Origin of the sequence: Chryseobacterium sp. NFX27 (genome assembly GCF_049887855.1) — a bacterium.
GTDB lineage: Bacteria > Bacteroidota > Bacteroidia > Flavobacteriales > Weeksellaceae > Chryseobacterium.
In genome coordinates this window covers 342,376-364,242 of the sequence record NZ_JAGEKK010000002.1, presented here as the reverse complement: position 1 = coordinate 364,242, position 21,867 = coordinate 342,376, and the positions used below count along the sequence as shown (strand labels likewise).

At 37.0% G+C, this 21,867-nt stretch carries 23 protein-coding genes; 9 read left to right on the top strand and 14 right to left on the bottom strand.

The window, feature by feature from the left end:
• Positions 1-86 precede the first annotated feature (86 nt).
• The 8 genes from J4Q03_RS04250 to atpB all read right to left on the bottom strand — a co-directional run bounded on the left by J4Q03_RS04250 (position 87) and on the right by atpB (position 6,866).
• Entirely contained in the window at positions 87-392 is a 306-nt protein-coding gene (locus J4Q03_RS04250; RefSeq protein WP_426046956.1) for an ATP-dependent Clp protease adaptor ClpS, read from the bottom strand.
• Between the two features lie 10 nt (positions 393-402).
• On the bottom strand, positions 403-1,761 hold the full coding sequence (locus tag J4Q03_RS04245) for a hemolysin family protein (RefSeq protein WP_426046955.1): 1,359 nt from the start codon (positions 1,759-1,761) through the stop codon (positions 403-405).
• 103 nt (positions 1,762-1,864) lie between these two features.
• Complete coding sequence (gene atpG, locus J4Q03_RS04240; RefSeq protein WP_426046954.1) at positions 1,865-2,731, bottom strand: ATP synthase F1 subunit gamma; 867 nt, start codon at positions 2,729-2,731, stop codon at positions 1,865-1,867.
• Positions 2,732-2,804: 73 nt separating this feature from the next.
• Positions 2,805-4,382 carry a F0F1 ATP synthase subunit alpha gene (atpA, locus tag J4Q03_RS04235; protein WP_426046953.1) on the bottom strand — a complete coding sequence of 526 codons (1,578 nt, stop codon included), beginning with the start codon at positions 4,380-4,382 and terminating at the stop codon, positions 2,805-2,807.
• 18 nt (positions 4,383-4,400) lie between these two features.
• Positions 4,401-4,940: an ATP synthase F1 subunit delta gene (atpH, locus tag J4Q03_RS04230; protein WP_426046952.1), complete on the bottom strand. Its 540-nt coding sequence runs from the start codon at positions 4,938-4,940 to the stop codon at positions 4,401-4,403.
• Between the two features lie 2 nt (positions 4,941-4,942).
• On the bottom strand, positions 4,943-5,440 hold the full coding sequence (locus J4Q03_RS04225) for a F0F1 ATP synthase subunit B (RefSeq protein ID WP_034725377.1): 498 nt from the start codon (positions 5,438-5,440) through the stop codon (positions 4,943-4,945).
• 86 nt (positions 5,441-5,526) lie between these two features.
• Complete coding sequence (gene atpE, locus J4Q03_RS04220; protein ID WP_002979108.1) at positions 5,527-5,721, bottom strand: ATP synthase F0 subunit C; 195 nt, start codon at positions 5,719-5,721, stop codon at positions 5,527-5,529.
• A gap of 47 nt (positions 5,722-5,768) precedes the next feature.
• Complete coding sequence (gene atpB, locus J4Q03_RS04215; RefSeq protein WP_426046951.1) at positions 5,769-6,866, bottom strand: F0F1 ATP synthase subunit A; 1,098 nt, start codon at positions 6,864-6,866, stop codon at positions 5,769-5,771.
• A gap of 617 nt (positions 6,867-7,483) precedes the next feature.
• On the opposite strand from atpB, the gene ffh reads away from it, so the two are divergent.
• The gene (ffh, locus tag J4Q03_RS04210) at positions 7,484-8,845 is read left to right on the top strand and encodes a signal recognition particle protein (RefSeq protein WP_426046950.1); all 1,362 of its coding nucleotides are present in this window, start codon (positions 7,484-7,486) and stop codon (positions 8,843-8,845) included.
• A 60-nt stretch (positions 8,846-8,905) separates the two neighbouring features.
• Here ffh and J4Q03_RS04205 read toward each other — a convergent pair whose 3' ends face one another.
• From J4Q03_RS04205 to J4Q03_RS04185, 5 genes are all read right to left on the bottom strand, one after another.
• Positions 8,906-9,559 carry a porin family protein gene (locus tag J4Q03_RS04205; RefSeq protein ID WP_426046949.1) on the bottom strand — a complete coding sequence of 218 codons (654 nt, stop codon included), beginning with the start codon at positions 9,557-9,559 and terminating at the stop codon, positions 8,906-8,908.
• Between the two features lie 77 nt (positions 9,560-9,636).
• Complete coding sequence (locus J4Q03_RS04200; protein WP_426046948.1) at positions 9,637-10,299, bottom strand: outer membrane beta-barrel protein; 663 nt, start codon at positions 10,297-10,299, stop codon at positions 9,637-9,639.
• A 418-nt stretch (positions 10,300-10,717) separates the two neighbouring features.
• Entirely contained in the window at positions 10,718-11,215 is a 498-nt protein-coding gene (locus tag J4Q03_RS04195) for a hypothetical protein (protein WP_306842942.1), read from the bottom strand.
• Positions 11,216-11,356: 141 nt separating this feature from the next.
• Positions 11,357-12,022 carry a porin family protein gene (locus J4Q03_RS04190; protein WP_426046947.1) on the bottom strand — a complete coding sequence of 222 codons (666 nt, stop codon included), beginning with the start codon at positions 12,020-12,022 and terminating at the stop codon, positions 11,357-11,359.
• A gap of 144 nt (positions 12,023-12,166) precedes the next feature.
• Complete coding sequence (locus J4Q03_RS04185; protein ID WP_111958101.1) at positions 12,167-13,123, bottom strand: PhoH family protein; 957 nt, start codon at positions 13,121-13,123, stop codon at positions 12,167-12,169.
• Between the two features lie 137 nt (positions 13,124-13,260).
• Between J4Q03_RS04185 and J4Q03_RS04180 the strand changes: the two genes are divergently transcribed.
• The 7 genes from J4Q03_RS04180 to rplI all read left to right on the top strand — a co-directional run bounded on the left by J4Q03_RS04180 (position 13,261) and on the right by rplI (position 19,306).
• Positions 13,261-14,088, top strand: coding sequence for an SAM hydrolase/SAM-dependent halogenase family protein (locus J4Q03_RS04180; protein WP_426046946.1), 828 nt, complete (start codon positions 13,261-13,263; stop codon positions 14,086-14,088).
• A 63-nt stretch (positions 14,089-14,151) separates the two neighbouring features.
• Positions 14,152-15,468 carry a dihydrolipoamide acetyltransferase family protein gene (locus tag J4Q03_RS04175; RefSeq protein WP_426046945.1) on the top strand — a complete coding sequence of 439 codons (1,317 nt, stop codon included), beginning with the start codon at positions 14,152-14,154 and terminating at the stop codon, positions 15,466-15,468.
• A 382-nt stretch (positions 15,469-15,850) separates the two neighbouring features.
• A complete protein-coding gene (locus J4Q03_RS04170) occupies positions 15,851-16,204 on the top strand; it encodes a hypothetical protein (RefSeq protein ID WP_426046944.1) in 354 nt (117 codons plus the stop codon).
• A gap of 151 nt (positions 16,205-16,355) precedes the next feature.
• Entirely contained in the window at positions 16,356-17,708 is a 1,353-nt protein-coding gene (locus J4Q03_RS04165) for a chloride channel protein (RefSeq protein WP_426046943.1), read from the top strand.
• 232 nt (positions 17,709-17,940) lie between these two features.
• On the top strand, positions 17,941-18,282 hold the full coding sequence (gene rpsF / locus J4Q03_RS04160) for a 30S ribosomal protein S6 (RefSeq protein WP_034706729.1): 342 nt from the start codon (positions 17,941-17,943) through the stop codon (positions 18,280-18,282).
• Positions 18,283-18,314: 32 nt separating this feature from the next.
• Positions 18,315-18,617 carry a 30S ribosomal protein S18 gene (gene rpsR, locus J4Q03_RS04155; protein WP_034706728.1) on the top strand — a complete coding sequence of 101 codons (303 nt, stop codon included), beginning with the start codon at positions 18,315-18,317 and terminating at the stop codon, positions 18,615-18,617.
• A 170-nt stretch (positions 18,618-18,787) separates the two neighbouring features.
• Positions 18,788-19,306, top strand: a complete 519-nt coding sequence (gene rplI / locus J4Q03_RS04150) for a 50S ribosomal protein L9 (protein WP_111958111.1) — start codon at positions 18,788-18,790, stop codon at positions 19,304-19,306.
• 279 nt (positions 19,307-19,585) lie between these two features.
• On the opposite strand, the gene J4Q03_RS04145 is transcribed toward rplI, so the two are convergent.
• On the bottom strand, positions 19,586-20,491 hold the full coding sequence (locus J4Q03_RS04145) for a helix-turn-helix domain-containing protein (RefSeq protein WP_426046942.1): 906 nt from the start codon (positions 20,489-20,491) through the stop codon (positions 19,586-19,588).
• Positions 20,492-20,607: 116 nt separating this feature from the next.
• Here J4Q03_RS04145 and J4Q03_RS04140 point away from each other — a divergent pair, with 116 nt between their 5' ends.
• Positions 20,608-21,864 (top strand): TolC family protein, encoded by a 1,257-nt coding sequence (locus tag J4Q03_RS04140; RefSeq protein WP_426046941.1) that lies wholly within the window; start codon positions 20,608-20,610, stop codon positions 21,862-21,864.
• Positions 21,865-21,867 lie beyond the last annotated feature (3 nt).

Below are 21,867 nucleotides of genomic sequence, written 5' to 3'. Positions count from 1 at the left end.
TCAACAGAATTTTTCACTAATAAGTGTATTTTTTTTCTTAAAAATTATGCTTTTAATAACAAACTCTGCCAAATGGCAGAGTTTGCTTATACTATTTCGCTTGTTAGTTCTCTTGAAATCAGTTTTTCATGCATGGGCTTCAGAAGATCCATAGAACCTGTTTTTACCGTGCATTTGCCTTTATAATGAACCAGCATCGTGCATTGCTCTGCCTGCTCCAGGGTATGCTTACAGATCTCAATCAGACAGTCTATCACATAATCGAATGTATGAATGTCATCATTATGGAGAACCAGTTTATATACTTCATCTGTGTCATCCAAAACCAGCACCTCTTCTTCATACTGACGTTTTGGATCTTCGTAATCTTTTATGCTGTTATAAAAAATCATTTCTACCTTTTTAAACTTCTCCTATTTTATCGGCCATATCATTGGTTATATTTGGCCCTTCATACACTAATTCTACGAGCTCTACACTCTTATTATTCATTTTCAAAATTTTGAAATGATAGTTTTCCAGATCGAATTCATCATTCTCTTCGGGAATATCTTCCAGTTCATGCAGAATGAATCCTGCCAGTGAGTTATATTCACTTTCTTCGGAAAGAGGCAGTCTTTTAGGTAAATGTTCATTAATTTCGTCCAGCGGCTGTGTAGCCTGAACCCAATAAATATTATCCCCAATCTTATCTACCAGCTTATCTTCATCATCCTCTTCATCCTGAATTTCCCCCACAAGCTCTTCCAGAATGTCTTCCAGGGTGATAATCCCTTCAGTTCCTCCAAATTCATCAATAACTATTGCAAGGTGCTGTTTTTTCTGCTGGAAAATCTTCAGGAGATCTGAGATCTTTTTGCTTCCTACCACAAAAAATGCATCACGCATCAGATCTTTAAGATCTTCATGATTAAGGTCTCCTTTTCTTTTGACAAATTCCCTGATGATCTCTTTGGTATAGAAAATCCCGATCACATTATCTATAGAATCAAGATACACAGGAATACGGGAATACCCGCTATCCATGATCTTGTTAATAATTTCATTGATATCTTCTTCAAAGTCAATAGACGTGATATTCTGTCTTGGAACCATGATCTGCTTGGCTGAATGATCTGTAAAATCAAATGCATTCTTGATAATCTCATAGTTCTCTTCTTCAATCTCACCGCTGTCAGCACTCTGTTTTACCAGAAGCTGAAGTTCTTCAGTAGAGTGAATTTCCTGTTCAGAAGCCGGGTGGATCTTAACTAATCTCAAGAAGGTATTCGACATTAAGTTCATCAACCAGATAAATGGTTTGAAAACCGTGTAAAAGACTCTTAACGGAACTGCTGTAGCCATTGTAGTCGCTTCCGATTTTCTAATTGCAATGGATTTAGGAATCAATTCACCAAATACAATGTGCATTACTGTAATTAATACAAAGCTTGTCACCACTGAGATTGTGGTAATTGTTGTCTGGGTAAGCTCCACATTCAAAGAGTGGAAAATACTTTCAACCACGTGATGCAGGGCACTTTCACCTACCCAACCCAACGCAAGAGACGCCAGGGTAATACCTAGCTGTGTAGCAGACAGATATTCATCAAGATGCTTGATAATATGCTCTGCCTGTTTTGCCATAGAGTTACCTTCGGCTGCTTTTAACTGGATCTGTGAATAACGAACCTTAACAATTGAGAATTCTGCGGCTACGAAAAAGCCATTTAGTAAAACAAGAAATAAGGCTAGCAAAAGCCTGACTATATCCGAGTCCATTTAGAAGTTATATAATATTTTAGTTTACAAAGATAGATAAAATATAAATAACAAAAAAAGCATCGACAGTATCGATGCTTTAATATTATGTTAAAATAATTCTTTAAGAATTTTTCAAAGCTTCTGCTCCGGAAACGATTTCCAGGATTTCGTTTGTAATGGCAGCCTGTCTCGCTTTGTTGTAGAAGATCACAAGATCGTTCTTTAAAGCCTGGGCGTTGTCGGTAGCTTTGTGCATAGCCGTCATTCTCGCTCCGTGCTCAGATGCCACTGAATCAAGAACCGCTTTGAAAACCTGGGTTTTGATCGCTTTAGGGATCAAATTATCAAGAATTTCATTTCTGTTCGGTTCAAAGATATAATCTGTTTCTACCTGAGTTTCTTCAGCATTTTCGGCCATAGAAATCGGAAGAAGCTGCTCGGCAGTTACTTCTTGGGTAGCAGCATTAACAAATTTGTTGTAGATCAAATAAACTTCATCAAATTTGCCTTCTTTAAAGCTGTTCATTACCCCTTCAGCAACATGAGATACTGTATCAAAGTTTAAGTTGTCAAAAACGGCACTTTCATTGGAATATACTGCACGGGTTCTTCTAACAGCATCATAAGCTTTTTTACCGATGGTAAGAACTTCAACTTCGTATTGAGATTTCTCTCTGAACTGGTTGTTAAGCTCTTTTACAATAGATGAGTTGAAAGCTCCTGCAAGACCTCTGTTTGAAGTAACAGCGATGAAAAGAATCCTTTTCACTTCTCTTTTTTGAGCATAGACAGAAATCTGATCAGGATCGGAACTAGAATTTACATTCTGGATAAGTTCCTGCAGTTTTTCAGAATAAGGTCTTAACATTACGATGGCATCCTGTGCTTTTTTAAGCTTCGCTGCGGAAACCATTTTCATAGCACGCGTAATCTGCATCGTAGATGAAATTGACGTAATTCTACCTCGTATTTCTTTTAAGTTTGCCATTAATTTGGGTTCAAAGTTTATGGTCTAAAGTTTAAGGTTTAAAACGGATTCTAAACCTTAAACAATGAAGATTTTAGTTATATTTAGAAGCTAAATCGTTAGCTGCCTGCTTAAGAACGTTGGTAATATCGTTGTCGATTTTACCTGCTTTAATAGCCGCCATTGTATCAGGGTGCTTAGATCTTAGGAATTCGATATATTCAATCTGGAATTCTTTTACTTTTCTGATAGGAACGTTTCTCAATAAGTTCTCTGTTCCAGCGTAAATCATAGCTACCTGGCTGTCTACAGGAAGTGGAGAGTTTACCGGCTGCTTAAGGATCTCAACGTTTCTTTCTCCTTTAGAGATTACCGCTAAAGTAGAAGCATCAAGGTCTGAACCGAATTTAGCGAACGCTTCCAGTTCTTTATATTGAGCCTGGTCTAATTTAAGAGTACCAGATACTTTTTTCATTGATTTGATCTGAGCATTACCTCCTACTCTCGATACAGAGATCCCTACGTTAATCGCAGGACGAACCCCTGAGTTGAATAGATCAGACTCCAGGAAGATCTGTCCGTCTGTAATAGAGATTACGTTCGTTGGAATATATGCAGAAACGTCACCAGCCTGAGTTTCGATAATTGGAAGTGCAGTTAATGAACCACCACCTTTTACGATTGGTCTTAAAGACTCAGGTAAATCGTTCATCTGACTAGCAATTTGGTCATCAGCGATAACTTTTGCTGCTCTTTCCAATAGTCTTGAGTGAAGATAGAAAACGTCTCCAGGATAAGCTTCACGGCCCGGTGGTCTTCTCAATAGTAGAGAAAGCTCACGGTACGCAACCGCTTGTTTTGATAAATCATCATAAACGATCAATGCCGGTCTACCAGTGTCTCTGAAGAACTCACCGATAGATGCACCAGCCATTGCAGAATATACCTGCATTGGAACCGGATCGGAAGCATTAGCCGCAACGATTACAGTATATGCCAAAGCTCCTTTATCAGAAAGAGTTTTAACGATTTGTGCTACAGTAGAAGCTTTCTGACCGATAGCAACATATATACAATATACAGGCTTACCTGCATCAAAGAATTCTTTCTGGTTGATGATCGTATCGATCGCAACAGTAGTTTTACCAGTCTGTCTGTCACCAATGATAAGCTCTCTCTGCCCTCTTCCTACAGGGATCATAGAGTCAATAGCAACGATACCTGTCTGTAAAGGTTCAGTTACCGGCTGTCTGAAGATAACTCCAGGCGCTTTTCTTTCCAATGGCATTTCGTATAAATCCCCAGTAATAGGACCTTTACCATCGATAGGGTTACCAAGAGTATCTACTACTCTTCCTAGCATACCTTCTCCTACTTTGATAGAAGAGATTCTTTTTGTTCTTCTTACTGTATCTCCTTCTCTTACTAATTTACTTTCCCCAAGTAGAGCAACACCCACGTTGTCTTCTTCAAGGTTAAGTACAATACCTTCTACATCACTAGAAAATTTCACCAACTCTCCGTATTGTACGTTTTCTAACCCGTATACACGAGCAATACCATCACCGATGGTTAAAACTGTACCTACTTCCTCAACGTTGGATTGAGTATCGAAGTTGGCCAATTGCTGTTTTAAGATCGCAGATACTTCTGCCGGATTTATTTCTGCCATTGTATGGTTGTTTTTTCTTTAATTTAATTGAAAATCTTTTTTAACCTGATTAAGTTTTGTCTTTACAGACGCGTCTACCTGCTGATCACCTACTCTTAAAATATAGCCTCCTAAAATATCGGGCTTCACATTTAAGTTCAGATCAAAGTTGGAACCTTCTTTTACAAGATCGGTAGATCTTAGAATCTGATCAAGGTTCTCTTTGGAAAGCTGAGTCGCTGTAGTAAGAGTTATTCTCTGTACTCCGTTGACATCCTCTACTTTGTTGATGAACTCCTGGGCGATATTTTTCAGCTGATTCTCACGTCCGTGCTTGATCACTAATCTGATCAGGTTCTGCGAAGAAACCGAAAAATCTTTAAAGATCTGGTCTGCTACCTCTATTTTCTTTTTTGCATCAATGTAAGGCGTAAGGAAGAATTTATTCAGGTCTGCAGATTGAGACATGATCTTCTTTACATCTTTCATTTCAGAAAATACAGCAGCTGTCTGACCTGTTTCATTGGTGAAATCAAGCAGTCCCTGTGCGTATCTTTTAGCTACTTTAGATGTAAGCATTCTTAGTTAAGGTTAGATTTGTTTAAATAATTTTGAACTAATTCGTTTTGAGCTTCGTTGTTATCCAACTTCTGCTTAAGGATAGATTCAGCGATGTTTACAGATAAAGCACCGATTTGAGTTTTGATGTCTGCCATAGCAGCATTTTTCTCAGTCTGGATAGTCTGTTTAGCTGCTTCAATCATTTTATCTCCTTCATTTTTAGCAGCGTCTTTAGCCTCACCTACGATTCTATCTTTAATTTCTCTGGCTTCTTTCAAGATAGCATCTCTTTCGATTTTAGCTTCACGAATAATTCTTTCGTTATCTTCTTTTAAAGTCTCCATCTCTTTTCTTGCTAATTTAGCTTGATTAAGAGCATCAACAATAGAAGTTTCTCTGTCATTGATTGATTTTAAAATAGGTTTCCAAGCAAATTTGCCTAACAAAAATAATAATGCTAGAAAAATAACAGACTGGATAATAAATAATCCTGATGAAAACTGGTGAATTAATTCCATTATATAAATGTATAAATAATTATTACTTTTTTTCTTAAATAACCATTACCTGTAACCAACCGTTACGGGTAATGGTTTAATTTTAATTAGTTTACTGCGAATAGAGCAGCAAACGCAACACCTTCAACAAGTGCAGCAGCGATAAGCATAGCTGTTTGGATTTTTCCAGATTGCTCAGGTTGTCTAGCGATAGCTTCAAGAGCAGCAGCTCCGATTTTACCAAGACCGATACCTACACCTAGTACTACGATACCAGCACCTACAATTTTAGGGATTTCCATAATATATAATTTTAAAAAATTTGTTTTACTTTAATTTACAATTTCAATTAGTGAGCAGCATGATGCTCATGTTCGTGCTCTTGTACCGCCATTCCGATAAACAAAGCTGATAACATCGTAAAGATATAAGCCTGTAAGAATGCTACCAATACTTCCAATAAATAGATTACTAATGTTAAGAATGGGAATGCAACACCAGCTGCAACGTTCTTAAACACATAGATTAATCCAATTAAACTCATTACTACGATGTGTCCTGCAGTCATGTTAGCAAAAAGACGAATCATCAATGCGAAAGGCTTAGTAATTGTTCCTAACAATTCAATTGGCAACATAATCAGTTTCATTGGTACAGGAACTCCCGGCATCCAGAAGATATGCTTCCAGTAATCTTTGTTAGCAGAGAATGTCGTGATTAAATAAGTAAGGATCGCAAGGAAGAATGTCATGGTAATGTTACCTGTAACATTGATTCCGAAAGGCATTAATCCTAATACGTTAAGGAATAATATAAAGAAGAAAACCGTTAATAAATACCCCATAAATCTTTTGTATTTATGTCCTATATTTGGAATAGCAACTTCATCTCTTACGAAAATAATTAAAGGCTCTAAGAATCTTGCAGCTCCTGTAGGTACAGCAGACTTCTTATAAGACTTAGCCATTCCTCCAAATAACACTAACATAAAAATTGACACCAATAAAATAATAAGTACACTCTTTGTAATAGAAAGATCTAAAGGCTTCTCATTTGTAGGATGACCATCTTCCCCCAGTGTCAAAGTCCCTGCTGCATCAGTCTTATAAATTTTCTCATGATGTAATTTATAATAAGAACCGTCTACTTCAGTTGGCTCACCGTGCATGAATCCTTCTTTGTTGCTCATGAAAGTATGAATGCCATTATCATAGAAAATAACAGGAAGAGGAAAACCGATGTGATGGCCTTCTTTATCTACCATCAATGTAAAGTCGTGAGCATCCAACAAGTGATGATCGATGAACTCCTTGTTTTCTTTACTTGTTTTGTCTTTTTCCGATAGCTCCTGAGCAGGAGCTGCCTCAGCAGTAGCCTCACCGTGCTGTGCAGACACTAAGTTTAATACAAAAATACTGTAGAATAAAACTGCGAATTTCTTAAACATTGATAGGTTTTTTTCGTTGTGCAAAAATATAATATTTTTTCTAGTTTCAATAAATAATTTTACTGTTTTTTGTCATGATTAATCAGCTTAATTGCATAGTACGTAAGCAGTGTTGTTAGGACGAAATATGGAATAATAAAATGAAATTTATAACCAGGAATCACTTCAAAGTTCAATTTCTTCCTGATTAAGTACATTAAACCAAATTTTAAAAGAATCAACCCGATTACAGACAGCCCTAAAAATTCAGGCACTACCCGATTAATTAAAACAATCATTGTAATCATCAGCATGAACATAACACTTAAAAAAAGATAAAATTTAACAATAATTATCTCATCTAAGTGAAAAACAAATTTCCACAGGGAAAAATGGATTAAAAATGTTAAAAAGAATAATACCGTAACCAGGATGTTAGGATTTAATTTCATATAAACTTATTTTCACCTTGTAAGCACTAGGTTTATTTTAATTGATCACAAAAATAGACTTTTTCTATCGAATTTTACATGAATTGATTTTTATCATTTTTTCTGTATATATAATATTACGTCTCGTAACACTTTGGATATGCCTAAAAATTCCTTATTTTTGCAAACCTATAATTTACAATACATATGTTTAATAGTTTACAGGATAAATTAGACAAGGCTCTACATAATATTTCCGGACGCGGGAAAATCACAGAGATCAACGTGGCGGAAACCGTAAAGGAAATCCGTAGAGCGCTGGTAGATGCCGACGTTAACTATAAAGTTGCAAAAGATCTTACCAAAAGAGTTCAGGATAAAGCTTTAGGACAGAACGTTCTTACTTCCCTTACACCGGGACAGTTAATGACGAAGATCGTTCATGACGAATTAGTAGATCTGATGGGAGGTTCCCAGGAGGGGATCAACCTTTCGGGAAAGCCGACCGTAATTCTTATTGCAGGTCTTCAGGGTTCCGGTAAGACCACTTTCTCCGGAAAACTGGCCCATTACTTAAAAACAAAAAGAACTAAAAAACCTTTACTGGTTGCCTGTGATGTTTACCGTCCTGCAGCGATTGATCAGCTTAAGGTATTAGGTGGACAAATCGGAGTTCCGGTATTTACAGAGGAAGGCTCTACCAATCCTTCTACCATTGCTGAAAATGCAATTAATTTCGCAAAAGCAAATGGCCACGATGTAGTAATCGTCGATACCGCAGGACGTCTTGCAATTGATGAGCAGATGATGAACGAGATCAAATCTGTACATTATTTCATCAAACCTCAGGAAACGTTATTCGTAGTAGATTCCATGACCGGTCAGGATGCTGTAAATACAGCTAAGGCATTCAACGATGCGCTGAACTTTGACGGTGTTGTTCTTACCAAATTAGATGGTGATACAAGAGGGGGTGCTGCTTTAACGATCCGTTCTGTAGTTGAAAAGCCAATCAAATTCATTTCTACAGGTGAGAAAATGGAAGCTCTAGACCTTTTCTATCCGGAAAGGATGGCGGACAGGATCTTAGGAATGGGAGACGTTGTTTCCCTAGTAGAAAGAGCTCAGGAGCAGTTTGACGAGGAAGAGGCTAAGAAACTTCACAAAAAGATCGCTAAAAACGAATTCGGTTTTGACGATTTCCTTAAGCAGATCAACCAGATCAAGAAGATGGGTAATATGAAAGACCTTATGGGAATGATTCCAGGGGTTGGAAAGGCGATCAAAGATGTTGAGATCAGCGATGATGCTTTCAAACATATTGAAGCCATCATCTACTCTATGACTCCTGACGAAAGAAGAAGACCTTCTATCATCAATACTCAGAGAAAACAGAGAATTGCAAAAGGTGCCGGAAGAAAAATTGAAGATGTGAACCAACTGATGAAGCAGTTCGAGCAGATGGGTAAAATGATGAAGATGATGCAGGGACCTCAGGGAAAACAGATGATGCAGATGATGAGTAAAATGCCAAATATGCCGGGAATGGGCGGAATGATGGGGAAATAATAACTCAGCTTAAAACAATAAGATATAAAAAACTCTCAGAAATTCTGAGAGTTTTTGTTTTTATTTGAATTTGTATCCCAATCCTAACTGGAAGAAATTCATCTTTAATTTCTCGTCATTTATTGGATCTTTGATCATATTAGTCAATCCGAAACTATAACGAGCATCTACAAATAACCCTTTATATATGTTGTAATCTGCCCCTAAAACCAAACCGAATTCAGCAGACTTAAGGTTATCATCAAAATTCTTTTCAAGAAATTGTTCACCCTCATTTACAGCCTGTGGATCTGCAATTCCTCCCGATACATCAATATTCACTTTTGTGCTTGTTCTAAAACTTACAAAAGGGCCCGCATATACTCCCAGTTCAGGGGTAGCATAATATCTGGCTGTTATTGGAACTACAATTCTGTTGAAATTGAATTGCTCCGTAACAGTGATTCCCATTGTTGAAACTTCAGCTTTCCCGCCCAGATTTGCATACTGAACTTCTCCCTGCACAGCAAATTTATTATTGAATTTATGCTCTACCAAAGCACCTACATAAAAGCCTGATTTAGATTTCAAACTTCCACTTACACCTTCAAATGCATCAAGATCGTCATTTGAGTTCAGTTTTGATAAAGCATAGCCTGCTTTTACTCCGAATTTTGTCTGTGCATTCATTCCTGCAAAAAAAGCAAGAGCTGATACTAATAAGATTTTTTTCATGATTATTTTATTTAAAGTTCTAAAATAAAAAAAGCCCTAAAAAATTAGGGCTTCTATTTTTACAAATGCTTTGTTAATTACTTAGCAAATACATATTTAACTCCGAAAGTTACAGAAGATAAATTCAAACCGAACTTGTAGTTGTTTACGCTCTTAGCACCATCGACATCTAATTTAGAAGTGTTATATCCAAATTCACCGATAGTAGCTTCAATAGACCAGTTCTTGTTTAAGAAATAATCTAAACCTGGCTTAACGTTAACACCGATTGAAGTGTAGTTAGCTTTATCAGAAGTAGATGTAGTAGTCGTAGTTGATCCGATAGTAGCTGTTGTAGTTGCTTCATCTTTAAATTGTCCAAACTCCATTGGAACTTCTAATTGACCAAAGATATATAATTTGTCAGCTAAAGTCCAGTATTTTCTTACGAAAGGAGCTACAACAAATGCAGATTGAGTACCTTTAGTTTCAGCAACAAAACTTCCTCCTGCAACTGATCCAGTTGTAGTTTTAGTAACTTTATCACTTGCATAACCTACACCTAAACCTACAGCTAGGTTTGTTCCTACAAAATAACCTGCAGTTGGTACGATTCTGAAGCTTTCTACTTTAGTATCATTGTTGTTGTTTTCTTCTTGAGAATAACCAACTTGTCCTGAAATATATGCAGTTCCTTTTGCAATCTGTGCATTAGATAAACCGAAAAGTGCAACAGCACCCGCTAATAATAATTTTTTCATTTTAAAAAATTTTAATACTTTCTGAGAGCAAATTTACAGTGGCTTCCGCTAATATTAAAATTTGTTAACGTGATTAATATCATCGGTAAACATTGGTGTTTTCCGAAAATAAAGCATATTAATCATAAGGCTTTGATTTTTTCACAATATTTAGAATAAAAAAATTACAATTTTTCAATAACAACGAAATATATTTACTTTTTAAAATTTATTATTTCCTTATAAATCTTTTAATATTTGACATTATCGTAATAAACATCGTTCTAAAAGGTTAATTTTTAAGATAGTAGTCTTAAAAGTTAACCTTTATTATAAAACATATCATTTTTCAATCATAAAAAGAATAGGTAAATATATAATAGTATTCATAAAAAAATCCGGCTTAAAAGCCGGAGTCCTGTGTGTTATTTAAGATTTCCTATTTAAGGAAGAAGTTGTAGCCAATATTAACGGCCCCTACGTTCCAGTTGGCTGTATACCATCCGTAATCACGCTTGTTACTGATCGTCTGATATCCTAAGTAAAGCTCTCCTGTAGACATCTGGTATCCAAATTTAGGCTGTGCATAGAAACCACCGTCTACTCCATCTTTTGTAGAAATACCGTATCCAAGATCCAATCCTACAAAGATAGGTGCTCCTGAGAATTTGTATTTTCCGGAAACCGCTACAGGAATAAATCCGAAATCATCAAAATTGTCTTTTCCAAAGAAATGAGAATACCCTGTGGTAACCCCAAGATCCAGACCCTTTGTAATATTCCACATATAAGCAGCATCCACTCCTAATGTAAATGAAGAAGCATCGCCGGCATCACCTACCGGAATACCGATGTGACCTCCCAGCTTAAAACCTTCCTGTGCCTGTGCAGCACCGCCCAGCAGTGCAAAAGCACCTAGTAAAAATAGTTTTTTCATTTTTTAAATAGTTTGATTGATGCTGCAAAATTACTAAATATTTTCATTGTTAACATAAAATTAACGATATTCATTCATGATAACAATAAAAAAGCGGGACAAAATTCTGTCCCGCCATATTTTTCTATTCATTATAAAGAATTAGTTTCCTCCGAATTTGAAACCAACACCTACCTGTAGGAAGCTGTTCGTCAGTTTTCCGTCTCCGGAATCTTTTGCTAAGTTAGAAACCCCCATATTATACCTTGCATCAAAAAACAATCCATTTTCCAGTGCATACTCTGCACCTAAGAAAGGAGCAATATTCAAAGTATTGGTTTGGTCTTTAATGTCGGTTTCATCATCTGCAGAAATTTCAAATCCGGGAATTGCTCCTAATCCAAGATCTGCTACCGTTTTTGTTTTTGCAGAAATGATAAGTCCGAAACTTGCCCCTGCAGAAACCGATAAACCTTCAGTTATGAAATATTTAGCAGAAACCGGGATCAGTATAGTACCAAAAGTAGTTTTGTTCTTAACGTTAAAGAATGTATCCGCATCATCCTCGGCCTCTACTCTTTCACTAATTTTACCTCCAAGTGGAGAATATAAAACCTCGCCCTGAAGAGCAAATTTATCACTCAGTTTATGCTCTACTAAAGCACCTGCATAGAAAGTGTGTGAAGGATCTGTACTTTCAGACTCTCCACCATCCTTAAATTTTAAAGTTGAAAGAGAATAACCGGCTTTAACACCGAATCTTGTTTCTTGAGCGCTTAGATTAACGCTCACTACAGCTGCTGCTGCAATAAGTAAAAAATTTCTCATGATTATTGTTTAGTATTCGGTCACAAAACTAAGTTTTTTTTTCAGAACACCAAATAGTGACTAAAAAATATATCATAAACAACGATACTAAATGTAAAATCAGTAAAATCTTCCCTAAGAAAAGCAGGTTCAGGTAATTCCAAGTTAATCTTTCAGTCTTTTATCCTCTTCATTATACGCCAGAATGATCTTTTTTACCACAGGATGCCTTACAACATCTTCTTCAGTAAGGTGCACAAAACCAATTTCTTTAACATCCCTGAGAATTCTCATCGCTTCCTTCAACCCGGACTGTTGTTTCGGCGGCAAATCGATCTGGGTAGGATCTCCGGTGATGATAAACTTAGCATTCATCCCCATCCTTGTCAGGAACATTTTCATTTGGGCATGGGTTGTATTCTGGGCTTCATCCAGGATAACAAAGGCATCATCCAGTGTACGTCCTCTCATAAAAGCCAACGGAGCGACTTCAATGACTTTTTTCTCCATGAAACCTTCAAGTTTTTCATGAGGGATCATATCTCTAAGCGCATCATATAAAGGCTGCAAATACGGATCCAGCTTTTCTTTAAGATCTCCGGGCAAAAATCCAAGACTCTCCCCTGCTTCTACGGCAGGTCTCGTCAGAACAATCCTTTTCACTTCTTTATCTCTCAAAGCTCTTGCGGCCAGCGCCACGCTGGTGTACGTTTTTCCGGTACCCGCAGGCCCGATGGCAAAAACCATATCTTTTTTCTCGGTTTCTTTTACCAGTTTCTTAAGATTGGTGGTTTTAGCTTTGATGATCTTACCGTTCACTCCCTTTACAATAATGTCCTGATCGAAAATCAGCTGTTTCTCATTCTCATCCTTGATATTAAGGACATTCTCAACGTCTTTTAAAGCGATAGAATTATTTTCAGAGATAAATTTTACAAGATTATCCAGTTTCTGTCTGAGTATATCTAAAGCCTCCTGATTACCCATTGCAAAGACAAAATGGTCTCTTCCGGTAATCTTAAGCGTAGGAAAGCTTGATTTTAATAAGTTGAAATATTGGTTATTAACGCCATAGAACGTCTTTACATCGATGTCTTCCAAATCATATGTTAATTCAAACATGCAGTATTTTATTTTTATTAGATTTTAAAATTAAAGCTTTTTTTCAAATTTAGATCAATTCTTTTTACAATCTTTTGGGGCTTTCTTTTTATTTTAAATAACTTTGCAGTAAACACCATTTATTCTACCAACGATTCATGTCAATTATTACCCTTACTTCGGATTTCGGAAATTTAGATTACAGAGTTGCTGCTGTGAAAGGCAAAATTCTGTCTTTAAATTCTAAGGTTAATATTGTTGATATAACCCACGATATACCGGCTTTCAACCTTATACAGACGTCCTATATCGTGCGTAATGCCTATAAATATTTTCCTAAAGGAACCATCCACATTCTTTCTGTAGACAGTTTTTATAACAGATCAAGAAAAAACATTCTGTATAAAGCAGACGGTTCCTATTTTCTTGCAGCCGACAACGGGCTTTTAAGCCTTATCTTTTTTGATATAAAGCCGGAAGCCATCTATGAGATTACGCTGAACAACCGCTTCGATGATGTGGTCAATTTCACTTCCACTGATGTTTTTGTTCCTGCAGCAGTACATCTGGCGAACGGCGGACTTCCGGAAGTAATAGGACGGAAAATAGATTCGGCGAAAGAACTTTTTTTCCCGAAACCCGTCTTCAATGAATCTGAAAAAATGATCATTGGTGAAGTTACTTATATTGATAATTTCGGAAATATAATCTCAAATATCAGTAAAGATTTTTTTGAAAGCACTGGTAAGGGAAATGAAGGTTTTACTATAAAATTCAGAAATTTAACACTTTCAAGGGTGTATTCCAGCCATACGGAAGTGGTTTCCGACTGGGAAAGGGAGACCGAATTCCACGGACAGTCGGCAGCAATCTTCAATGACAGTCAGCTTCTGGAGCTTACAATCTATAAAGGAAGTAAAAAAAACGGGGCCAAAAGCCTGTTTGGACTTAATGTAGGCGAGAATATTTACGTTGAATTTGTCTAAGATTATATATTCCATAAAAAAACCGATTTTTTTTATATATTTGTCAAAATCTAAAAATTAAAAATGGCAGAATACAAATTATTGCTTCCTTCCATGGGAGAAGGTGTTATGGAAGCGACAATTATCACTTGGTTATTCAATGAAGGTGATAATGTAAAAGAGGATGATTCCGTAGTTGAAATTGCAACAGATAAGGTAGATTCAGACGTTCCGACACCAGTTTCGGGGAAAATTGTAAAAATCCTGAAACAAAAGGACGAAGTTGCTAAAGTTGGTGAGGCCATTGCTATTTTAGAAATTGAAGGAGAAGGCGGGAATACAGCTTCAGAAGAAGTGAAAACAGAAGCACCGGCAACTGCTCCGGACACAGAAACCTTGAAAGCCATTGAAGAGCCGTTGCAGGCAGCAGCTTCCAATGTAGAGTTCTCAGGAGACCTTTACCTGTCACCACTGGTAAAGTCAATTGCACAGCAGGAAAATATTTCTGAATCTGAGCTTAAAACGATTAAAGGAAGCGGTTTAGAAGGAAGAATTACAAAAGAAGATATTTTATCATACGTTTCCAACAGAGGAAACCAACCGGTTCAGCAGGCTGCTTCTGCACAAACAGCAACTCCGGCAGCACCAAAAGCTCCGGCTTCAGCACCGGTTTCTACGGTTCCTGTAGCAGCAGGTGACGAGATCATCCCAATGGACAGAATGAGAAAGATCATTGCTGAAAACATGGTAAAAGCAAAACAGATCGCTCCACATGTTACTTCTTTCATCGAAACAGACGTTACCAACGTTGTAAAATGGAGAAACAAGCATAAAGATATTTTCGAAAAACGTGAAGGAGAAAAACTGACTTTCATGCCGATTTTCGTGAAAGCTGTAGTGAAAGCTATCCAGGATTTCCCAATGATCAACGTTTCTATCAACGGTGAAAATATCATTAAAAAGAAAAATATCAATATCGGTATGGCTACTGCCCTACCAGACGGAAACCTTATTGTTCCTGTTATCAAGAATGCTGATCAGCTGTCGCTTTCAGGTTTGGCAAAAGCCATCAATGATTTAGCGTACAGAGCAAGAAATAAAAAATTAAAACCTGAAGATACTCAGGGAGCAACGTATACTATTTCTAACGTGGGAAGTTTCGGAAACCTTATGGGTACGCCTATCATTCCTCAGCCTCAGGTTGCTATTTTAGCCATTGGAGCAATCGTTAAGAAACCTGCAGTTCTTGAAACCAAAGATGGTGATGTGATTGCCATCCGCCAGCTGATGTTCATGTCTCACTCTTATGACCACAGAGTGGTAGACGGATCTCTGGGCGGAATGATGCTGAAGCATGTTCACGATTATCTTCAGAACTGGGATCTGAATACAGAAATTTAATACCTGATGACTGATAAGTGATTCATTATTTCAAAGGTCGTGCAGAGCTTATCAAAACATCTTACCCATACAAAACCTTCGATTTTTTCGAAGGTTTTTTTCTGTTAAAGATTATCTGTACATTTGATTTAAGAACGAAATTTAACCATGTAACAGACTAGTTTCAAATAAAAACATCAATCCAATCTTAAAATATGAAAAGAGTAACTTTAATTGCCATCATTTCCTTATGCCTGATCATCATAACTTATTTTGTCGAAATTATCATAGGCTTTTTCAGCCTGGATAATATGATTTACTTATACCGTTTTTTTGGTATATTAAACCTCATGGGTTACCTGGGCTTATTACCATTCTTTATTAAGTTATATCAAAAACAGCAATGATGAATAATGAGTTAAGAGAGCTTTTCGAAATCAAAGAAGATGATAAAATAAGTGTTTCAGAAAAGAAACAAAATATTTTAAAGCATGTTCTTATTCGTCTTGCCATATTTATAGCCGGAACTGCAGGTTTTACAGCAGTGATAGTGAGTGCGAACGGCTGGGATGTTTTAGGTTATCTTATCATTATGTTTGCTTTTCATGGGGTATGGTTTGTTGGTATTCTTATTGAAACATTCATCCTGCACATCAATGGAAAATACATCCTCAGAAATGCCAATCTGATATTTTTGGCTGTTGTACTGACTCTTTATTGTATAGCATACATTGCTATTTTCAATCCACAGTACTAATCATTACTTTCATCAATACAATATAAAGCTTTCTTTTAGGAAGCTTTTTACTTTCTGTATCTTCAGATCTGTGGGAACTTTTTTTAACAGGATTTTTTAATACCATCTAATTTTCTTATTTTTCAGTTCTATAAAATGTCTTAGTCCACAAATGCTGAAAATATTCTTCCTCCTCCGAAAAGGTCTTAAAAAGTCTTTTGACAACATCCGTAATGAACAGCTGAAGAACAATCTGCTGCAGGCCATTCCTTTCTGGATCGGTTCTGTAATCACAGGCTTTTTTGCAGTGATGTATGCCAAGATATTCGCATGGGGAGAACACCTTCTGCATTTCATTATGAACTGGCATTCATGGATGATTTTTATTATTGCCCCGGTTGGATTTGTTCTTTCCTGGTGGCTGGTGAAAGAATTTGCGCCCAATGCCAAAGGCAGTGGTATACCTCAGGTGATGGCCGCCGTAGAATTGGCCAACCCGAAAGAACATACAAAGATCAGAAGCCTTTTAAGTCTTAAAATCATTGTTTTTAAAATCATTTCATCCGTGGTTCTGGTAATCGGCGGAGGAGCTGTAGGACGTGAAGGACCTACCATCCAGATTGCAGGTTCCGTTTTCAGAAAGGTCAATGAATATCTTCCCCACTGGTGGCCGAAAATCTCAAAGAAAAATATGATCATGACCGGCGCCGCGGCGGGACTTGCAGCTGCTTTTAATACACCTTTGGGAGGAATTGTATTTGCTGTGGAAGAGCTTTCCAAAACACATATCAATTATTTCAAGACCGCTTTATTCACGGCCGTAATCATCGCAGGTTTAACCGCCCAGACTTTAGCAGGATCCTATTTATATTTAGGGTATCCCAAAACCAATGATGTATCTCTTATGGTGATGTTTCCGATTATTCTTGTTGCAGGAACTGCCGGAATTCTTGCGAGCCAGCTTTCTGTCATGATGCTTAAGATGAGTGACTGGAAGAAAAGAAAGCTTAAAACAGATAAAGCCAATATTATATTTCTGGTGCTTTGCGCGCTGTTTATTGCTTCCATAGCGTATTTCATCAACCGCGAGATTCTTGGCTCCGGAAAAGAAATTATGGAACGTGTTCTTTTTACCAACGATAAACATGAAGAATGGTATGTCCCTATCTTAAGAATGCTTGGCCCTGCCCTGTCTTTTACATCAGGTGGTGCGGGCGGAATTTTCGCTCCGGCCCTTACGGCGGGTGCCAGTATAGGATCTGTGATCTCAGGAATCATTCATTTGACAGGTAATGAAACCAATGTGGTAATTCTAGCGGGAATGGTCGCTTTTCTTACCGGAATCACCAGAGCACCGTTCACTTCCGCTATTATCGTTCTGGAAATGACAGACAGACATTCTCTGATCTTCCACCTGATGCTGGCGGGAATGGTTTCTTCCATTATTTCTATTTTAGTGAGCAGACATTCTCTGTATGATGTGATCAAGGCGAATTTCTTAACGGAGATCAGGGAGAAGGATTAATGTAACCCTTTGTTTGTTGCTTGTTTTAATATATTTTTTACGAGTTGCTGGTTATGAGGTTAACGAAGGAACCTTCAAAAACAGAATATTTTCAGTATTAAATTTCTTATTATCAATTTTAAACAAAAAAACAGCAACCAGTAACTGTCAACTATTTCGCACAACTGTTGTATATTACAAATATATTTTCTAATTTTGCACCTCGAAATAATTAACAAATTCATTTAACATTATGAACAATTACGAAACTGTTTTCATTTTAACTCCCGTTCTATCTGACGCTCAGGTAGAGGAAGCAGTGAAAAAATTTGAAGATCTTTTAAAAGAAAAGAACTGTGAAATCGTTGCCAAAGAAAACTGGGGATTAAAAAAACTAGCTTATCCAATTCAATTGAAAAAGAATGGATTCTACACTTTAATCGAGTTTAAAGGTGAAGGTACTGTAGTTGCTGATTTAGAATTAGCATTCAAACGTGACGAAAGAGTAATCCGTTACCTGACTACAAAACTTGACAAGCACGCTGTTGAGTACGCTGTAACTAGAAGAACTAAAATCAAAGCGGCTAGAGCTTAATTATTAACCCTATTTTTTAAAAAAGACAAGACATGGCAATAGACGAAATGGCTAAACAAGCCTCAGCTGGAGGAGAATCTGAAGTAAAATTCCTTACTCCACTTGATATCAATACAAAATCTGAAAAGAAATATTGTAGATTCAAAAAATACGGAATTAAGCACGTTGATTACAAAGATGCTGATTTCTTATTACAGTTCGTAAACGAGCAAGGTAAAATCTTACCAAGAAGATACACTGGAACTTCTTTAAAATACCAAAGAAAAGTTTCTGCTGCTATCAAAAGAGCAAGACACCTTTCTTTACTACCTTACGTAGCTGACTTATTGAAATAAGACAAAAAAATAAATAAGAGAAGAGGCCAACCTCTTCTTTTGTTGCTGAATAAATAATTTAATTCTAACTTGATTTTAGATAAAAGATCTAAGATTTCAGATCAAAAGACATTGTCTTCCATCTCATTTCTAATTTCCAGCATCTAAATTCTAAAAAAAGGACAACAACAATGGATATCATCCTAAAAAAAGACGTAGAAAACTTAGGACTTGAGTTTGATACAGTAAGCGTAAAGCCAGGTTATGCAAGAAACTTCTTACTTCCTCAGGGAATTGCACTTTTAGCAACTCCTAAAAACAAGGCAGCTCTTGAGGCTACTTTAGAAGCTAGAAAAGAAGAAGAAGCTAAATTAATCGCTGCTGCTAACGCTGTAGTAGATCAATTAAAGAAAACTTCTGTTACTATTCCTGCAAAAGTAGGTTCTGGCGACAAGTTATTCGGATCTATCAACAATGCAGATCTTTCTGCTGCTCTTGCTAAAGCTGGAGTTTCTGTAGAGAAGAAATACATCAAAATCCCAGGGAACACTATTAAAAGAACTGGTAAAGTTACTGCAAACATCAGACTACACAGAAATGTTGAGTACAACTTTGAATTCGACATCGTATCTGACGCTCCGGTAGAAGCTCCTAAGCCAGCTGCTCCTAAAGCTAAAGTAGTAGAAGAAACTCCTTCTGAAGAAGCTTAAGATTCTAAAGAGATTTTCTCAAATATATAAACCACTTCAAATGAAGTGGTTTTTTTGTGTTTGTAGTGTGATTTGTATATTGCTCTTCTTAACTATCCCTGTCTTTTTGCGCTGCAAAATCCACCCTTCAAAGAAGGGAATTAGGCTAAAAAAGCTTGAAGTAAAATATTTATCTTCTTTTTTCCATTGAATTCCTAAACACCACTCCATATCAACCCTCAAACCCTCAAACCCTCAAACCCTCAAACTCTTAAACTCTCAAACTCAAAACTCCACCACTTACTTATCCCCTCTCAGCTTCTGCTGATATTCTGTAGGCGGAACCCCAATTACTTTTTTAAAGATATTACTGAATGAAGAAAGGCTGTTATACCCTACCATCATCGCTATTTCGTACATATTGTATTTTCCTTCCAGCATCAGCTCCAGAGAACGGGTGATTCTTAAAGCACGCAGAAAACGGACGTAATTCATGCCTAAAATTTCTTTAAACTTTCGGGAAAGGGTTCTGGTACTCATTCCGAACTCTTTTGCCGTAGATTCTATCGTCAGGGGCTTTTCCAGGTTTGCATGAATATAACTTGCAATCTTCAAAAGAGTTTCATCTTTTGGAAACGGATGCTGAACCGGGAAAGCCAGCTTTTTATCTCTTTTTTCAGGAAGAATTCCTTTTAAGGCTTTAAGGAAATAATATTTTGCTCCATCATTTTTTGTGATTTTCCCATCCCAGTCTTTAGTGTACAAAATCATTTCCCTAAGCAGATGACTGACTGAATAGATATTAATTTCATCAAAGAAGCCACTTTCATTTTCCTCCTTTTTAAAATAAAAATTGTACAGATCTACTTTTGGGCTGGTTGAAAAAATATAATGTGGCGTTCCTGCCGGGATCCACATAAAACATCTTGCGGGAAGATACCAGTGCTTAAGATCTGTAAAAACGTGGACAATTCCGCCCTCTGCATACACTAACTGGGCAGAACTGTGATGATGAATGTCTGTGGTGACATCTCCTGTAAGCACATTATAAACATAAAATTCTGCATCATCATCTTCTACTGCTTTAAAATGGCTGTCATTCATTGAATAAAGGTAAGAAGAAAATTTTAAATTGGCGTAAATGGACAAATCTTTTTCTGCTTTCACAAATCGGGTCCGATACTCTGCATCGTAACTTTGCTGCATCAAAATCATTTTAGCAAAAATCCTTTAAATACATTATGAATATGATATTTAACGCTGGCAGATATCAGTGCATAGCGTTGTGCTTACTGCTGACAGGCAGTTTTTTACACTCACAAATGACCGATTATCGCCATCTCGGCCTTCAGCAGGCTATAGAGACCGGTTTGAAAAACAATAAAAACCTACAGATAAGCCATTTAAAAAAGGAAATGTCTGCCACCAGGGAAAAAGATCTGGCGATGGAAAAACTTCCGGATATAGAATTTCACACCAGCTATAATCAGATGACCAACCTTTTCCAGCATCAAAACGGTTTTTTCAGTAAAGCCACCCAATATGATGTCATTAATGGTATGTATGATTTCACGCTTTCAGCATCAATACCAGTGTATATGGGAGGAAAGATCAGAAATACAGAGAAAAAAGCATCTGTTGATACTGAAATTTCAGCCCTGAGAACCCATCAGGATGAAAGACAGCTTACAATGGAGATCATTACTGCCTTTCTTCAGATCCATCATTTAAAGGAGCAGCAAAATCTTATCAATGATAAAATGAAGGAAGACTCTGTCAATATCAGGCAGGTAAAAGCTTTAAAAGCTAATGGAGTCGTGACGGTAAATGAAGTGCTGAGGACATCTTTGCAGCTTTCCAACCATACCATGAGCTGGACAGAACTGGACAATGACATTCATATCGCGGAGCATAAGCTTAAAACGATCCTTTCGCTTCCGGAAAACCAGGAAATGCATGTGGACACAGAGGACCTTATTTCCGACAGAGCCTCAATTCCTTATATAAATGAATTAACGGAAACAGCCCTAAACAAAAATGAATCTGTAGAAATAGCCCATAAAAATCTTTCCCTAAAAGAGCTGGATCAAAAAATCACAAAAGCGAATTATTTACCCAAAATTACGGCTGGTGGAGAATATTTTATCAAATATCCCAATATGATGTTCTTCCCTCCCGAGCCTTATGCCTACCGCTTGGGAATGCTTGGCGTAAACCTTACCTATCCCATCGGAAACCTGTATAAGAACAAGTATAAGATGCAGGAAGCCAGGGAGAATATTGACCTGGCAAAACTTCAGATCGAAGAAAACGATGAAAATATAAGACATACCGTTTACGAAGCCTATAAAAAGTTTGAGGAAACTGACCAGAAAGTCAAAATCGCCGAAGAAGCCATTGGCCAGGCCAAAGAAAACTACCGCATTGTAAAAACAAAATATGCTAATAAACTGAGTCTGATCACCGAGCTTATCGATGCTGACAATGCCTATCTGGAAGCCGAATCCAATCTTATCTCCGTAAAAATTAACCGACAACTAAAATATTACCAACTCCAGTACACGATTGGAAACTTATAAAAC

Bases quoted from the DNA above. Each gene is read 5' to 3' on its own strand.
- J4Q03_RS04250 (WP_426046956.1), bottom strand. From the start codon at position 392: ATGATTTTTTATAACAGCATAAAAGATTACGAAGATCCAAAACGTCAG.
- J4Q03_RS04245 (WP_426046955.1), bottom strand. From the start codon at position 1,761: ATGGACTCGGATATAGTCAGGCTTTTGCTAGCCTTATTTCTTGTTTTA.
- atpG (WP_426046954.1), bottom strand. From the start codon at position 2,731: ATGGCAAACTTAAAAGAAATACGAGGTAGAATTACGTCAATTTCATCT.
- atpA (WP_426046953.1), bottom strand. From the start codon at position 4,382: ATGGCAGAAATAAATCCGGCAGAAGTATCTGCGATCTTAAAACAGCAA.
- atpH (WP_426046952.1), bottom strand. From the start codon at position 4,940: ATGCTTACATCTAAAGTAGCTAAAAGATACGCACAGGGACTGCTTGAT.
- J4Q03_RS04225 (WP_034725377.1), bottom strand. From the start codon at position 5,440: ATGGAATTAATTCACCAGTTTTCATCAGGATTATTTATTATCCAGTCT.
- atpE (WP_002979108.1), bottom strand. From the start codon at position 5,721: ATGGAAATCCCTAAAATTGTAGGTGCTGGTATCGTAGTACTAGGTGTA.
- atpB (WP_426046951.1), bottom strand. From the start codon at position 6,866: ATGTTTAAGAAATTCGCAGTTTTATTCTACAGTATTTTTGTATTAAAC.
- ffh (WP_426046950.1), top strand. From the start codon at position 7,484: ATGTTTAATAGTTTACAGGATAAATTAGACAAGGCTCTACATAATATT.
- J4Q03_RS04205 (WP_426046949.1), bottom strand. From the start codon at position 9,559: ATGAAAAAAATCTTATTAGTATCAGCTCTTGCTTTTTTTGCAGGAATG.
- J4Q03_RS04200 (WP_426046948.1), bottom strand. From the start codon at position 10,299: ATGAAAAAATTATTATTAGCGGGTGCTGTTGCACTTTTCGGTTTATCT.
- J4Q03_RS04195 (WP_306842942.1), bottom strand. From the start codon at position 11,215: ATGAAAAAACTATTTTTACTAGGTGCTTTTGCACTGCTGGGCGGTGCT.
- J4Q03_RS04190 (WP_426046947.1), bottom strand. From the start codon at position 12,022: ATGAGAAATTTTTTACTTATTGCAGCAGCAGCTGTAGTGAGCGTTAAT.
- J4Q03_RS04185 (WP_111958101.1), bottom strand. From the start codon at position 13,123: ATGTTTGAATTAACATATGATTTGGAAGACATCGATGTAAAGACGTTC.
- J4Q03_RS04180 (WP_426046946.1), top strand. From the start codon at position 13,261: ATGTCAATTATTACCCTTACTTCGGATTTCGGAAATTTAGATTACAGA.
- J4Q03_RS04175 (WP_426046945.1), top strand. From the start codon at position 14,152: ATGGCAGAATACAAATTATTGCTTCCTTCCATGGGAGAAGGTGTTATG.
- J4Q03_RS04170 (WP_426046944.1), top strand. From the start codon at position 15,851: ATGATGAATAATGAGTTAAGAGAGCTTTTCGAAATCAAAGAAGATGAT.
- J4Q03_RS04165 (WP_426046943.1), top strand. From the start codon at position 16,356: ATGCTGAAAATATTCTTCCTCCTCCGAAAAGGTCTTAAAAAGTCTTTT.
- rpsF (WP_034706729.1), top strand. From the start codon at position 17,941: ATGAACAATTACGAAACTGTTTTCATTTTAACTCCCGTTCTATCTGAC.
- rpsR (WP_034706728.1), top strand. From the start codon at position 18,315: ATGGCAATAGACGAAATGGCTAAACAAGCCTCAGCTGGAGGAGAATCT.
- rplI (WP_111958111.1), top strand. From the start codon at position 18,788: ATGGATATCATCCTAAAAAAAGACGTAGAAAACTTAGGACTTGAGTTT.
- J4Q03_RS04145 (WP_426046942.1), bottom strand. From the start codon at position 20,491: ATGCAGCAAAGTTACGATGCAGAGTATCGGACCCGATTTGTGAAAGCA.
- J4Q03_RS04140 (WP_426046941.1), top strand. From the start codon at position 20,608: ATGACCGATTATCGCCATCTCGGCCTTCAGCAGGCTATAGAGACCGGT.